General features: G+C 69.1%; 10 protein-coding genes, 1 tRNA gene and 1 pseudogene. 9 read left to right on the top strand and 3 right to left on the bottom strand.

What is annotated here, in order from left to right; genetic code table 11:
- Positions 1–3 precede the first annotated feature (3 nt).
- Positions 4–990 carry an SMI1/KNR4 family protein gene (locus STSP_RS12625; RefSeq protein WP_078067122.1) on the bottom strand — a complete coding sequence of 329 codons (987 nt, stop codon included), beginning with the start codon at positions 988–990 and terminating at the stop codon, positions 4–6.
- A gap of 283 nt (positions 991–1,273) precedes the next feature.
- Between STSP_RS12625 and STSP_RS12620 the strand changes: the two genes are divergently transcribed.
- Positions 1,274–1,780 carry a YwqJ-related putative deaminase gene (locus STSP_RS12620; protein ID WP_067276122.1) on the top strand — a complete coding sequence of 169 codons (507 nt, stop codon included), beginning with the start codon at positions 1,274–1,276 and terminating at the stop codon, positions 1,778–1,780.
- 70 nt (positions 1,781–1,850) lie between these two features.
- The gene (locus tag STSP_RS12615; RefSeq protein WP_067276119.1) at positions 1,851–2,345 is read left to right on the top strand and encodes an SUKH-3 domain-containing protein; all 495 of its coding nucleotides are present in this window, start codon (positions 1,851–1,853) and stop codon (positions 2,343–2,345) included.
- 24 nt (positions 2,346–2,369) lie between these two features.
- Here STSP_RS12615 and STSP_RS12610 read toward each other — a convergent pair whose 3' ends face one another.
- On the bottom strand, positions 2,370–3,680 hold the full coding sequence (locus STSP_RS12610) for a sensor histidine kinase (RefSeq protein ID WP_067276118.1): 1,311 nt from the start codon (positions 3,678–3,680) through the stop codon (positions 2,370–2,372).
- Between the two features lie 168 nt (positions 3,681–3,848).
- Here STSP_RS12610 and STSP_RS12605 point away from each other — a divergent pair.
- The 7 genes and pseudogenes from STSP_RS12605 to STSP_RS12575 all read left to right on the top strand — a co-directional run bounded on the left by STSP_RS12605 (position 3,849) and on the right by STSP_RS12575 (position 9,603).
- A pseudogene (locus tag STSP_RS12605) lies at positions 3,849–4,722 on the top strand (hypothetical protein).
- A 6-nt stretch (positions 4,723–4,728) separates the two neighbouring features.
- Positions 4,729–4,799 (top strand) — tRNA-Gln (locus tag STSP_RS12600).
- A gap of 117 nt (positions 4,800–4,916) precedes the next feature.
- Positions 4,917–6,365, top strand: coding sequence for a bifunctional UDP-N-acetylglucosamine diphosphorylase/glucosamine-1-phosphate N-acetyltransferase GlmU (glmU, locus tag STSP_RS12595; RefSeq protein WP_078067121.1), 1,449 nt, complete (start codon positions 4,917–4,919; stop codon positions 6,363–6,365).
- A gap of 114 nt (positions 6,366–6,479) precedes the next feature.
- Positions 6,480–7,454: a ribose-phosphate diphosphokinase gene (locus tag STSP_RS12590; RefSeq protein ID WP_067276109.1), complete on the top strand. Its 975-nt coding sequence runs from the start codon at positions 6,480–6,482 to the stop codon at positions 7,452–7,454.
- Between the two features lie 191 nt (positions 7,455–7,645).
- Complete coding sequence (locus STSP_RS12585) at positions 7,646–8,239, top strand: 50S ribosomal protein L25/general stress protein Ctc (protein WP_067276107.1); 594 nt, start codon at positions 7,646–7,648, stop codon at positions 8,237–8,239.
- Positions 8,240–8,353: 114 nt separating this feature from the next.
- Positions 8,354–8,953 carry an aminoacyl-tRNA hydrolase gene (gene pth / locus STSP_RS12580; protein ID WP_408646278.1) on the top strand — a complete coding sequence of 200 codons (600 nt, stop codon included), beginning with the start codon at positions 8,354–8,356 and terminating at the stop codon, positions 8,951–8,953.
- 92 nt (positions 8,954–9,045) lie between these two features.
- Entirely contained in the window at positions 9,046–9,603 is a 558-nt protein-coding gene (locus STSP_RS12575) for a hypothetical protein (RefSeq protein WP_107441277.1), read from the top strand.
- A gap of 202 nt (positions 9,604–9,805) precedes the next feature.
- Here STSP_RS12575 and ppc read toward each other — a convergent pair whose 3' ends face one another.
- On the bottom strand, positions 9,806–12,538 hold the full coding sequence (gene ppc, locus STSP_RS12570; protein WP_067276103.1) for a phosphoenolpyruvate carboxylase: 2,733 nt from the start codon (positions 12,536–12,538) through the stop codon (positions 9,806–9,808).
- Positions 12,539–12,832: the final 294 nt, after the last annotated feature.

The following is a 12,832-nucleotide window of genomic DNA, read 5'->3' as shown; positions in this document are numbered from 1 at the left end:
AGCTCACTTCCCCGCCGAGGACACCGGTACGGCACGCGCGAAGCCGCCGTCCACCATCAGGTTGGCCACGGTCTCCAGCTCCGGCGGATTACCCGCGAGCCGCGCCAGAAACGCGTCGAAGTCGTCGCCGCAGGGCAGCAGCAGCCGCTGCACCCGCTCCGTCACCTGCCAGCCGTCCCGGTCCCGCGCGTCGTCGTACGCGCAGAACCACACCGAACCGGCCCCGTCGCCCTTCACCTTCACGGCGAGCAGACCGCCCTGGACGAACGCGACACCCAGGTAATCCTTCGTCAGATGGTCACGCAGGCACTTGTTGACGTACACAAGGTCGTTGACCGCGGCCTCGTCCCGCACCGTGAAGAACGGCTGATCGACCAGCAGCCCCAGCTCGGCGTCCAGCGCGGCACCCACCGGAGCACAGCCACCGGCCGCCTTCAGAAACGACCGGTACGCGCCCGGCAGCCGGTACCCCAAGTCCTCCTCGGCACCCTGGATCTGCAGCTCCGTCACCGCCACCGACGACTTCGGCAGGCCGAAGTGCACAGGACGCGTCTCCTGCAACGGACGCGTGCCCCGCTTGTTCTGGTCGACGGCCGCCGTCGCGAGACCGCCGTGGTGCCGCAACAACGCCTTCACCTCGACCGGCACCAGCTCGAGACGACGCGTGCCCCGCACGTGATGCCACGTCCAGCCGTGCGGAGTCGCCACCGGCGGAATCGTGTCCCACAGCTCATGACCCTGCGCCGCCATCACCGCGTTCGCCGACACATAGTCCGTCAACCGCAGTTCGTCTACCCCGAACCCCTCCGGAGGATCGGCGATTTCAGCCGCCGCACGCGCATAGGGTGAGAAGTCCGGAAAGCCCCCCTCGTCCACCCGCACACCCCTAGGATGGCGAGCGGCCCGTACCGGGTCCGGGAAGTGCACGACCTGCCCGGCGTAAGCAGCGTTCGGCGGCGCGGCTTGCTGCCCGAGCCGACCTGTCGTCATGACCGTTGCCCCCTGCGGCACTGAAAGTTGGATCGCGGATGTCGACAGCCTATGCGGTAGAACGACACCGGTCACCGGGCCTCCGGTTCCGTGACCAGCGGTCACCCGCCCGTGACATCCCCCAGCGCCTCAAGGGCCTGGGAGGTACCCCCACGGCGAACCCCCAGCGTGTCGCACAGCCCCCAGCTTCCGTACCGCGCAGCGCATTTGGCAGGCTGTCCCCGCACTCGGCGGCCATCCGTACTGGCGGCAGCCGCCGCGCGCAAGAGGGGAGCAGCACCACATGCACACAGCACAGACAGACACCGCATCCGGCGACCCCCGGATCGGCTGGAGCAGCGCCGAAACTCCGCATGCCCCCACCCTGAACCACCGCCGCGACGGCATCCTCCCCACCGTCGCCGCCGCGCTCTCCGTCCGCGGCACCACCCTCACCGGCACGCCCGCCCGCGGTGAACAGCCCCCGGCACTCCACCACCTCGTACAGGACTACCTCGACGCCCTGACGAGCGGCCAGCGCGAACGCTTCACCGGACGCTGCGCCGAAGCCATCCTCATCTCCCGGCACCTCACGGCCGCGGACAGCGAACGCTCCAAACGCGCCCGCCGCAGACCCATGACCAACGGCGAAGCCCGCAAAGCCCTCAAGAACGCCAAACTCACCACCCGGCGCATCCGCGAGGACGGCGACCCCCTCCACGGCAGCTTCGCCCGCCCCTGCCGCTCCTGCACCGCGCTCGCGGCCCACTTCGGCGTACGCATCGTCGACCCCACCGAGCCCGACGACTGACCCCCCCGGGCACACCGGGCACCGCCGGGCACCACCGGATTCCCCAGGCAGGACAACCGAACGAAGGCCGATGCACCCCGACCGCACCTCCACCACACGCTTCCCCGTCGCCGTCGACGCCGCCCTGCGCGCAGCGGGCTGGCAGCCGGGACGCTGGGACATCAAACAAGCCGAATACTGGGCCGACACCCTCCGCGGACACGTCTCACCCGCAGGACACGAACACAGCGTCTTCCCCGCTGCCGTCGAGGCATGGGCGGAGTTCGGCGGACTGCACATCACGCCCTCGGGGCCCGGACGGCAGATCGCCCCCGCCGCCCTCCATTTCGAGCCCCTGCACGGGCTCCACTTGGCCCGCACCCTCGGCGACCTCGGACGCGCCCTCGGCAGCGAGGTCTGCCCCCTCGGCGAGGAGAGCGAGACCCAGGCCCTCCTCGCCATCGACGCCGAAGGCCGCGTCTACAGCCTCGACCACAGCGGCGACTGGTACCTCGGCGACACCATCGACCAGGCCCTGTCGGCCCTTCTCACAGGCGTCCAGCCGACCCGGCTCACAGTCGGCTGACACCCCGGCCCGGGCCGCCCCGGCTCACCGCCCCGCCGGAATCACCGCCGACACCCGGAAACCCCCCGCGTCCGTCGGGCCCGACACGAACACGCCGCCCAGCGCCGCCACCCGCTCCTTCATGCCCACCAGGCCGTTGCCCCCGCTCGGCAACCGCGCATCCGACGCCGAAGCCGCCGGCGGCGGCTCGTTCTCCACTTGCATCGCGATCTCCGAAGCCCGATGGGCCAGCCGCACGCGCGCCTTCGCCCCCGCCGCATGCTTGTGCACGTTCGTCAGCGCCTCCTGCACCACCCGGTACGCGGTCTGCTCCACCTCCGGCGCATACACCCGGGACTTCCCCTCGACCCACAGCTCCACGACCATCCCCGCCTCCCTGGACTGCCCCACCAACTCGTCCAGCTCGGCAAGCGACGGACCCTCGGCCCCCTCGTCCTGCGCCGCCCGCGACGCCGCCGCAGCCGCCGCCGCACCCACCCCCGCCAACGGAACCGGCTCGGCAACAGGCACCGCGCTCTCCCCCGCCCGCAGCACGCCCAGCATCTCCCGCAACTCCGTCAGCGCCTGGCGGCCCATATCGCCGACCAGCGCCGCGTTCTTCACGGCCTTCTCCGGATCCTTCCGCGCCACCGCCTGCAGCGCCGCCGCATGCACCACCATCAGGCTCACCCGGTGCGCCACCACGTCATGCATCTCACGCGCGATACGCCGACGCTCCTCACTCCGCGCCCACTCCGCGCGCTCCTCCGCCCGCTCCGCGAGCAGCTGCAGCTCCCGCTCCAGACTGTCCGCACGCTCCCGCAAGCTCTCCATGAGACGGCGCCGCGCCCCCACATACAGACCCAGCAGCACCGGCGGCGCCGTCATACCCAGCGACATGGTGATCGCCACAAACGGAACGAACCAGTCACCTATCGTCAGGCCCCCGCCCGCCGCGTCCTGGTACGCCCGCACAAAACCCACGATCATCGTGCCCGCGAACGACATACCGGCCAGCGCCCCGATGATCCGCCGCGGCAGCTCCGACGCCGCAAGCGTGTAGAGCCCCACCAGACCCAGCAGGAACCCCATCTGCGCCGGCGTGATCGCAACGGACACCAGCACCACGGCGACAGGCCACCGCCGCCGCAGCACCAGCACGGCCCCGGCGACCAGGCCGAAGATCACCCCCACCGGCACCGGCAACCCGGCGCTGTGCGCGAACCGGAACCCCTCGGCCGCACACTCCAGGGCCGACACCACCGCCAGCCCCACATCCAGCACGGCACTACGCCACCGCACCCACCACCACGGCCCGGTCCCGGCCGCACCGTGAGCTTCCCCCGTCGTGGTCATGCCTCCCAGCGTACGGGCGGCCCCCTCCGGTTTTCCGGCGAGTTTCCAGGTGCCGCCACCAGACGCCCGAACATCCGACCAGCGCCGAAACGTACCGCTACCCACCCGAACTACTGAATCGAGCACCTTTCGAGCCGGACGTGCCCATTCCGCCACGACGGTACGCCTATGACACAGATCACCGGCAAGTACGCCGACTTCGAGGGCCTGCGCGAGCAGGCCGTCGCCCTGCGGAGGGCGGGGCCTCAGCCGCCGCCAGATCCGCGACCGGCTCCACATCGACAACAACGACATCCTGAACCGCCTGCTGGAGGGCGAGCCCCCGCCCGAGTGGACGAAGCGCCCGAACGCGAAGGACGATCTCCGCGCCAAAGCCCGGGAGCTACGGCTCCAGGGCTGGACGTACGACCAGATCCAGGTCGAGCTGGGGTGCTCGAAGAGTTCGATCTCGCTTTGGGTTCGGGATCTACCGAGGCCGGAGCGACGCGATCCGGCCGAGCAGGCGAAGCTCGCGGCGCGGAAGCGGTGGGAGCACGAACTGGCCGCACGGGACTCCGAACGGCAGCTCATTAAGCGCGAGGCCGAGTCGGCGATCGGCGCGATGACAGATCGCGAGTTGTTCATCGCCGGAGTCGCCCTGTACTGGGCAGAAGGAGCCAAGGACAAGCCGTATCGCCGCAGGGAAAACCTGCAGTTCATCAACAGCGATCCCAATGTGATCAGGCTCTACCTTCGCTGGCTCGATCTCCTTGGGGTTGCCCCCGACCGGCGAGCCTTCAGGGTGAGCATCCATGACTCTGCGGATGCTTCCGAGGCAGAGAAGTACTGGGCCGAGATCGCAGGCGCCGACGCCTCGACCTTCCAGAAGACAACCCTGAAGAAGCACAACCCCAAGACCACCCGCAAAAACACCGCGGACGACTACCACGGGTGCCTCACGATCTACGTGTCGCAGAGCGCCGAGTTGTACCGTCGCATGGAAGGCGCCTGGTACGGCATAGTAGGGGCTGCAACCGCAACCGATCTAGAAAATCGGACATAGCGGTAATCCCGGGTCGTCTAAGGGCAAGACGTCAGATTTTGGTTCTGATCATGGGGGTTCGAGTCCTCCCCCGGGAGCCGCAAAGTTCGGGTCCTGACCTCCCAGGTCAGGACCCGCCCTCGTTTCCGTCCCACTACGCCCCGGTATCCTGCGGGTGTCCACCACCCGAAGCACCGAAGCCGAAGGGCATCCCCGTGAGCTCCAGTCGCCCGGCCGCCGTCGTCGTCCTCGCAGCGGGTGAGGGCACCCGTATGAAGTCGGCCACTCCGAAGGTTCTGCACGAGATCTGCGGCCGTTCCCTGGTGGGGCATGTTCTGGCCGCCGCTCGGGAGTTGGAGCCGCAGGAGCTCGTGGTCGTCGTGGGGCACGCCCGTGAGCAGGTCGCGGCGCATCTGGCGGAGATCGACGCGGATGCTCGTACGGCTGTGCAGGAGAAGCAGAAGGGCACCGGGCACGCGGTGCGCATGGCTCTGGAGGAGCTGGGCGGTGCGGTCGACGGGACCGTGATCGTCGTCTGCGGCGACACTCCCCTGCTGACCGGCGAAACGCTCCAGCGGCTGGCCGCCACCCATGCCGCCGACGGCAACGCCGTGACCGTGCTGACGGCCGAGGTCCCGGACGCGACGGGGTACGGCCGGATCGTGCGGGACGAGGCCTCCGGTGCCGTGACGGCGATCGTGGAGCACAAGGACGCGACCGAGGCGCAGCGCGCGATCCGGGAGATCAATTCCGGGGTGTTCGCCTTCGATGGCCGGCTGCTGGCCGATGCGCTGGGCAGGGTGCGTACGGACAACAGTCAGGGTGAGGAGTACCTGACGGATGTCCTCGGGATTCTGCGTGAGGCCGGGCACCGGGTGGGTGCTGCTGTCGCGGGTGATCATCGTGAGATCGCCGGCATCAACAACCGCGTGCAGCTCGCCGAGGCGCGGCGGATTCTGAACGACCGGCTCCTTGAGCGGGCGATGCTCGCGGGTGTGACGGTGGTGGATCCGGCGTCGACGTGGGTCGATGTGACGGTGACGTTCGAGCAGGACGCGATCGTGCATCCGGGTACGCAGCTGCTGGGTGCCACGCACCTTGCGGAGGGCGCGGAGGTGGGCCCGAACACGCGGCTGACGGACACGAAGGTCGGCGCGGGCGCGCGGGTGGACAACACGGTGTCGGTGGGCGCGGAGGTCGGTCCGCAGGCGAGTGTGGGGCCGTATGCGTATCTGCGGCCTGGTACGCGGCTCGGCCTGAAGGCCAAGGCCGGTACGTACGTGGAGATGAAGAACGCCAGGATCGGTGAGGGGACGAAGGTCCCGCATCTGTCGTATGTCGGTGACGCGACGATCGGCGAGTACACGAATATCGGCGCGGCGAGCATCTTTGTGAATTACGACGGTCAGGACAAGCACCACACGACGGTGGGATCGCATTGCCGGACCGGTTCGGACAACATGTTTGTGGCTCCTGTCACGATCGGGGATGGGGCGTACACCGCTGCGGGTTCGGTGATCACGAAGGATGTGCCGCCCGGTTCGCTGGCCGTGGCGCGTGGTCAGCAGCGGAATATCGAGGGCTGGGTGGCTCGTAAGCGTCCGGGGAGCGCGGCTGCGAAGGCGGCTGAGGCGGTGTCCCGGAAGCCGGAAGGCGAAAGCTGACCGGAAACAGGTGCGCTGGACTCGGCGTACCGTGATAGGTGCACACAATTCGGCTGGCTCGTTGCGGACGGGTGCGCGGGCGGCAGTAGAGAACTCGTCTGAGGAGACAGTGCTGTGACCGGAATCAAGGCCACTGGGCAGAAGAAGTTGATGCTCTTTTCCGGCCGCGCCCATCCTGAGTTGGCCGAGGAGGTCGCCCGCGAGTTGGGGGTCGGCATTGTGCCGACGAAGGCGTTCGACTTCGCCAATGGCGAGATCTACGTCCGTTATCAGGAGTCGGCTCGTGGTGCGGACTGTTTTCTGATCCAGAGCCACACGGCTCCGATCAACAAATGGATCATGGAGCAGCTGATCATGATCGATGCTCTGAAGCGGGCTTCGGCCCGGAGCATCACCGTGATCGTGCCGTTCTACGGGTATGCGCGTCAGGACAAGAAGCACCGTGGCCGTGAGCCGATCTCGGCTCGTCTGGTCGCGGATCTGATGAAGACGGCGGGTGCGGACCGGATTCTCACGGTCGATCTGCACACGGACCAGATCCAGGGTTTCTTCGACGGCCCGGTGGACCACCTGTTCGCGCTGCCGATCCTCGCGGATTACGTGGGTGCGAAGGTGGACCGCGACAAGCTGACCGTGGTCTCGCCCGACGCCGGTCGTGTGCGGGTCGCGGACCGCTGGTGCGACCGTCTGGGTGCGCCGCTGGCGATCGTGCACAAGCGGCGTGACAAGGACGTCGCGAACCAGGTGACCGTGCACGAGGTGGTCGGTGACGTGAAGGGCCGTGTCTGTGTCCTGGTCGACGACATGATCGACACGGGTGGCACGATCTGCGCCGCCGCGGACGCTCTGTTCGCGCATGGTGCGGAGGACGTCATCGTGACGGCGACGCATGGTGTGCTGTCGGGTCCGGCGGCTGACCGGCTGAAGAACTCGAAGGTGAGCGAGTTCGTGTTCACGGACACGCTGCCGACGCCGAACGAGCTGGAGCTGGACAAGATCACGGTGCTGTCGATCGCTCCGACGATCGCGAGCGCGGTGCGCGAGGTCTTCGAGGACGGTTCGGTGACGAGCCTGTTCGAGGAGCAGTGACCTTTCTCTGATCGTTTTGGGTGCGGCCTTCCTTGCCGAGTAGACTGTCCAAGTTGCTCGGCGAGGGAGGCCGCACACTGCTTTTCATCAGGCAGTACGTGCGGCGGTCCGTTATCGACGCGCTCTTCGTAGCAGGCCAGTCGTGTGGCCGGGTGACCGCCACATATCCGTCTGACTTACGAGGAGTGCTCATGTCCGAGGTAAAGATCACCGCCGCGACCCGCACCGAGTTCGGCAAGGGTGCCGCCCGCCGTATCCGCCGTGACAACAAGGTCCCGGGTGTTCTCTACGGCCACGGTTCCGACCCGCTGCACCTGACCCTTCCGGGCCACGACCTGCTGCTGGCGCTGCGTACGCCGAACGTCCTGATCTCCCTGGACATCGACGGCAAGACCAGCGAGCTGGCGATCCCGAAGGCCGTGCAGCGCGACCCGCTGAAGGGCTTCCTGGAGCACGTCGACCTGCTGCTGGTGAAGCGCGGCGAGAAGGTCTCCGTCGAGATCCCGGTCCAGACCGAGGGCGAGCTGGCCCCGGGCGGCAACCTGCTCGAGCACGTGCTCAACGCCCTGCCCGTCGAGGCCGAGGCGACGCACATCCCGGAGTCGGTCAGCGTCTCCATCGAGGGCCTGGAGGCCGGTGCCTCCGTGCTCGCCAAGGACATCACGCTGCCGAACGGTGTGACGCTGGCCGTCGACGAGGACGCGGTCGTCCTTCAGGTGCTGGCCGCTCAGGCCGAGGAGGCCCCGGAGGGCGCCGAGGAAGAGGGCGCCGAGGCCGCGGAGTAGTTTCCGCAGGTTCCGGCCGCCGGGGTTCCTTCCGGCAGTTTGTTCTTCAGCCGCCGTTTTCCGTGCCGAGAGGCGCGGAAGACGGCGGCTGGCGCGTATGAAGGAGACATGCAGATGACGACGTCGGATGCCAACGCCCCCTGGCTGATCGCGGGGCTCGGCAACCCCGGGCCGGGGTATGCGATGAACCGGCACAACGTGGGGTTCATGGTCGCGGATCTGCTCGCGGAGCGGATGGGCGGCACCTTCAAGCGGAGCGGCAAGGCGCAGGCGCAGGTCGTCGAGGGGCGGATCGGGGCGCCGGGTCCGGCGGGCCGGCGGGTGGTGCTGGCGAAGCCGATGTCGTACATGAACCTCTCGGGCGGGCCGGTGACGGCGCTGCGGGACTTCTACAAGGTGCCCACGGCGAACATCGTTGCGATCCATGACGAGCTGGACATCGACTACGGCACGCTGCGGCTGAAGCTGGGCGGCGGCGACAACGGCCACAACGGGCTGAAGTCCATGACGAAGGCGATGGGTCCCGGCTACCACCGGGTGCGCTTCGGGATCGGGCGCCCGCCGGGCCGTATGCCGGTCGCGGACTTCGTCCTCAAGGACTTCTCGTCGGCCGAGCGCAAGGAGCTGGACTACTTCGTGGACCGGGCTGCGGACGCCGTGGAGTGTCTGGTCACGGAGGGCCTGGAGCGGGCGCAGAGCGCGTACAACTCCTGACGTCTCCGCCCGTTCGCGACGTGTCGTAGCACTCCTGGCCTCTCGCCCGCGGAGGTTGACCGGGCGCTGCCCTATGGCCAAGGATCGCGGCCATGCCAAGCACGTCAGCCTCGTCAGCCACTCGGGACACGGTTCCTCTGCGTCGCCCCGGCACCGTCAAGCGCAGCCGTACCCGCAGAGCGGGTGAGAGTGCGTATGGGCTGCTGCTGCTCGGGCGGCAGGTGGTGTTGGCCGGGGTCGTGCTGCTCCTGCTGGTCGGCGGTGTGTGGCAGTCGTGGGGCTCGGCGCAGCATGTCATGTTCACCAAGGGCCGTGAGCGCGGCACGATGACGGTGACGCGGTGCGGCGAGGAGACGTGCACGGGTTCGTACGTGGGTCTGTCGCCCGGGTCGCAGCCGCGGGGCCGTGTGGTGATCGAACGGTCGATCGCCGAGGAGAAGGGCGCGAAGGTCCCGGTGGTGATCAAGCCGGGGACGGACGAGGTGGTCCGCTCGGGGGTTGCGGGGCTGCTTCATGCGTGGGTGCCGTTGGGGGGTGCGTTGCTGCTCGCCGCCGTGGTCATCGCAGGGGGGCTGCGGATGACGCGGACGGCGTGGGTCACCGCGGCGCTGGGGTTGGCGTTGCTCACGGCTTCGTTCGCAACGCTCTGACGGGGTCCCTGCGGGGGCTGGACCACGATGAACGGCACCGTACGTCGTGGGTTGTGCCCACCCGTTCCGCCCTGCGGAACGATTGCCCACAACGGTACGGCCGGTAGTCGCCCGACGCACAAAGACCCGGGAAGCGAAAAAGTGGGTGCCCGGGGCGGAAGCCCCGGACACCCACAAGTACATCGGCGCACCCGGCCGGAGGTCACCCCGTGTTGCGCAGCCCCGCCGCGACACCGTTGACCGTCAGCAGCAGCGCCCGCGACAGCAGCGGATCCGGCGTCTCGCCGGCCGCGGCCGCGTCGCGCTGACGCTTCAGCAGCGCGACCTGAAGGTACGAGATCGGATCCAGGTAGGCGTCGCGGATGGCGAACGTCTGCTGGAGCACCGGGTGGGTGTCCAACAGCTTCTCGCCGCCCGTGACCCGCAGAACCTCCTGCACGGTCAGCTCGTGCTCGGCCTCGATCACCGAGAACACGTGCTTGAGCTCGTCCGGCACGAGCGTGTCGACGTAGTGCCGGGCGATCCGCAGGTCGGTCTTGGCGAGCGTCATCTCGACGTTGGAGATGAAGTTGCGGAAGAAGTGCCACTGCTCGTGCATCTCGTCGAGCACGGTGTCGAGGCTCGCCTCGCGGAGCGCCTTCAGCCCCGAACCCACGCCGAACCAGCCGGGCACGATCTGCCGCGACTGGGTCCAGCCGAAGACCCACGGGATGGCGCGCAGCCCGTCGAGCCCGGCGCCGGAGTCGGGGCGCCGCGACGGGCGCGACCCGAGGTGCAGGTCGGCGAGCTGGTCCACCGGGGTCGAGGCGAAGAAGTACGCGGGCAGGTCCGGGTCCTCGACGAGCCTGCGATACGCCGCGTGGGCCGCGTCGGAGACCACGTCCATGGCGGCGTCCCAGCGGGCGAGGGCCTCGTCGGACTGACGGGGGGCCGTGTGCAGGGCGGAGGCCTGCAGCGTGGCCGCGACCGTCAGTTCGAGGTTCTCCCGGGCCAGGGACGGGATGAGGTACTTGTCGGAGATGACCTCGCCCTGCTCGGTGACCTTGATCTCGCCCTCGAGGGTGCCCCAGGGCTGGGCGAGGATCGCGTCATGGGTGGGGCCGCCGCCACGGCCGACGGTGCCGCCGCGGCCGTGGAAGAGCCGCAGCCGCACCCCATACCGGTGGGCGACGTCACGCAGCCGCCGCTGCGCCCGGTGGATCTCCCACTGCGAGGTCGTGATACCGCCGAACTTCGACGAGTCGGAGTAGCCGAGCATGACCTCCTGCACGTCGCCGCGCAGCGCCACGAGCCGCCGGTACGAGGGGTCGGCGAGCATCTCGTCGAGGATCACATCAGCCGCGCGGAGCTCTTCGGTGGTCTCAAGCAGCGGCACGATGCCGATCTTGGCCCAGCCGGCGTGCAGGTCGAGCAGGCCGGCCTCGCGCGCCAGCACGGTCGCGGCGAAGACGTCGTCGGCGCCCTGGCACATGGAGATGATGTACGACTCGATGACCTCGGGTCCGAAGACCTCCAGGGCCTTCTTGACGGTGAGGAAGACGCCGAGGGTCTTCTCTCCGGCCGCATCCAGCGGCGCCGGGGTGGGCGCGAGAGGCCGCCGCGAGCGCAGCTCCTTGGCGAGCAGCTTGGTGCGGTAGTCGCGCGGCATGTCGGCGTACCGCCAGGACTCCTCGCCGAGCCGGTCGAAGAGCTGGCCGAGGGCGTGGTGGTGGGCGTCTGCGTGCTCGCGCACGTCCATGGTGGCGAGCTGCAGGCCGAACGCGGCGAGCGTGCGGATGGTGCGGTTCATGCGGCCGTCGGCGAACAGCGCACCCCGGTGCGCGCGCAGCGACGTCTGGATGAGCGTGAGGTCGTGCAGCAGTTCGGTGGTGCCGAGGTAGTCGCGGCCCGGCTCGTGCGGGGTTCCCTTGGCGAGGCGCTGCTTGGTGTTGACCAGCTTCTGCCGGATGCAGGTGGCCTTGAGCCGGTAGGGCTCCTCGGCGTTGAGGCGCTTGTAGCGAGGGCTGATCTCCGGGAGGTTCTCCAGGTCGGCCTGGAGGGAGGTGAGCAGCTCCTCGGTGGCGCCGGTGTAGCGGATGGAGTTGGAGAGGAATCCGCGCAGCTCGTCGATCATGTCGAGCGCGTCGTTGATGCCGTGCTCGTGCTGAAGGATCAGCACGTCCCAGGTGACCTGGGGCGTCACGTTGGGGTTGCCGTCGCGGTCACCGCCGATCCAGGTGCCGAAGGTGAGGGGGCGGGTGTTCTCGGGCAGCTTGACGCCGACGCGCTCCAGTTCCGCCGTGAGGTCCTCGAGGACGTCGCCGACGGCATTGGCGTGCAGCTCGTCGAGGTAGTAGATGGCGTTGCGGGCCTCGTCGGCGGGCTCGGGCCGGACGACGCGCAGCTCGTCGGTCTGCCACACCAGGTCGATGTTCTCGGCGAGCCGGGTGTCGTAGCGGCGCCGGTCGGCCTCGGTGACCGGGGTCTCGAGGAGCGCGGCGATGCGCCGCAGCTTGTTCAGTACGGAGCGCCGGGCCGCCTCGGTGGGGTGGGCGGTGAACACGGGGCGGACGTTGAGGTGCTCGACGGTCTGGCGCAGGTGCTCGGGGTCGGCGTCCTTGAGGCGGTCCGCGGTGCGGGAGAGCAGCCCGCCCTCGGCGGCGCGCTTGGCGCGCAGCTCGCGGCCGCGGTGCACCTGCTCGGTGACGTTCGCCAGGTGGAAGTACGTGGAGAAGGCGCGCACCAGCTTGGCGGCGGTCTCCAGCTCCGTGCCGCGCAGCAGCTCGGCGGCGGCCTCGCCGTCCTCGCGGGTCAGGCTGCGGACTCGCTCGACCAGCTCGAGCAGCTCGGGGCCCTCCTGCCGTACGAGCGTCTCGCCCAGCAAGTCGCCCAGTCGGCGGATGTCGGCGCGCAGCTCGGCGCTCGTCGTCGTTGTCTGGTCGTCGGCACTGCTCACAGGTGCGGCTCCTTGCAGTGTTGGGGCACTTCTGGGAGGGGACCCGGGTCCTGTCGCGGCGCGGGGGCCGCATCAGGGACAGGGCGCCCGGGAAGAAAACAGAGCGGACCGCGCTGTCCGACCGAGTCCAAGGATAGGTGTCCTGGCGGGCGCGCCGTCTCAAGGCCTCTCGCCGGTGCCTCCCTCCGGACCGCGGGAGGCCAACGGGACGCCACACTTACGATGCCGTAGGTTACGGAAGCGTAGGAAACTGTTATCCAGGACACCCTGCAAGGCCCTGCCACCACCCTTTCG

It is taken from the genome of Streptomyces jeddahensis, assembly GCF_001642995.1.
GTDB classification, from domain to species: Bacteria; Actinomycetota; Actinomycetes; order Streptomycetales; family Streptomycetaceae; genus Streptomyces; species Streptomyces jeddahensis.
The sequence above is the reverse complement of the archived record's forward strand: the minus strand, read 5'-3'. Positions and strand labels throughout refer to the sequence as shown.

Excerpts from the sequence above, each read along its gene's own strand:
- STSP_RS12625 (WP_078067122.1), bottom strand. The coding sequence starts at position 990 with ATGACGACAGGTCGGCTCGGGCAGCAAGCCGCGCCGCCGAACGCTGCT.
- STSP_RS12620 (WP_067276122.1), top strand. The coding sequence starts at position 1,274 with ATGCACACAGCACAGACAGACACCGCATCCGGCGACCCCCGGATCGGC.
- STSP_RS12615 (WP_067276119.1), top strand. The coding sequence starts at position 1,851 with ATGCACCCCGACCGCACCTCCACCACACGCTTCCCCGTCGCCGTCGAC.
- STSP_RS12610 (WP_067276118.1), bottom strand. The coding sequence starts at position 3,680 with ATGACCACGACGGGGGAAGCTCACGGTGCGGCCGGGACCGGGCCGTGG.
- STSP_RS12585 (WP_067276107.1), top strand. The coding sequence starts at position 7,646 with ATGTCCGAGGTAAAGATCACCGCCGCGACCCGCACCGAGTTCGGCAAG.
- pth (WP_408646278.1), top strand. The coding sequence starts at position 8,354 with ATGACGACGTCGGATGCCAACGCCCCCTGGCTGATCGCGGGGCTCGGC.
- STSP_RS12575 (WP_107441277.1), top strand. The coding sequence starts at position 9,046 with ATGCCAAGCACGTCAGCCTCGTCAGCCACTCGGGACACGGTTCCTCTG.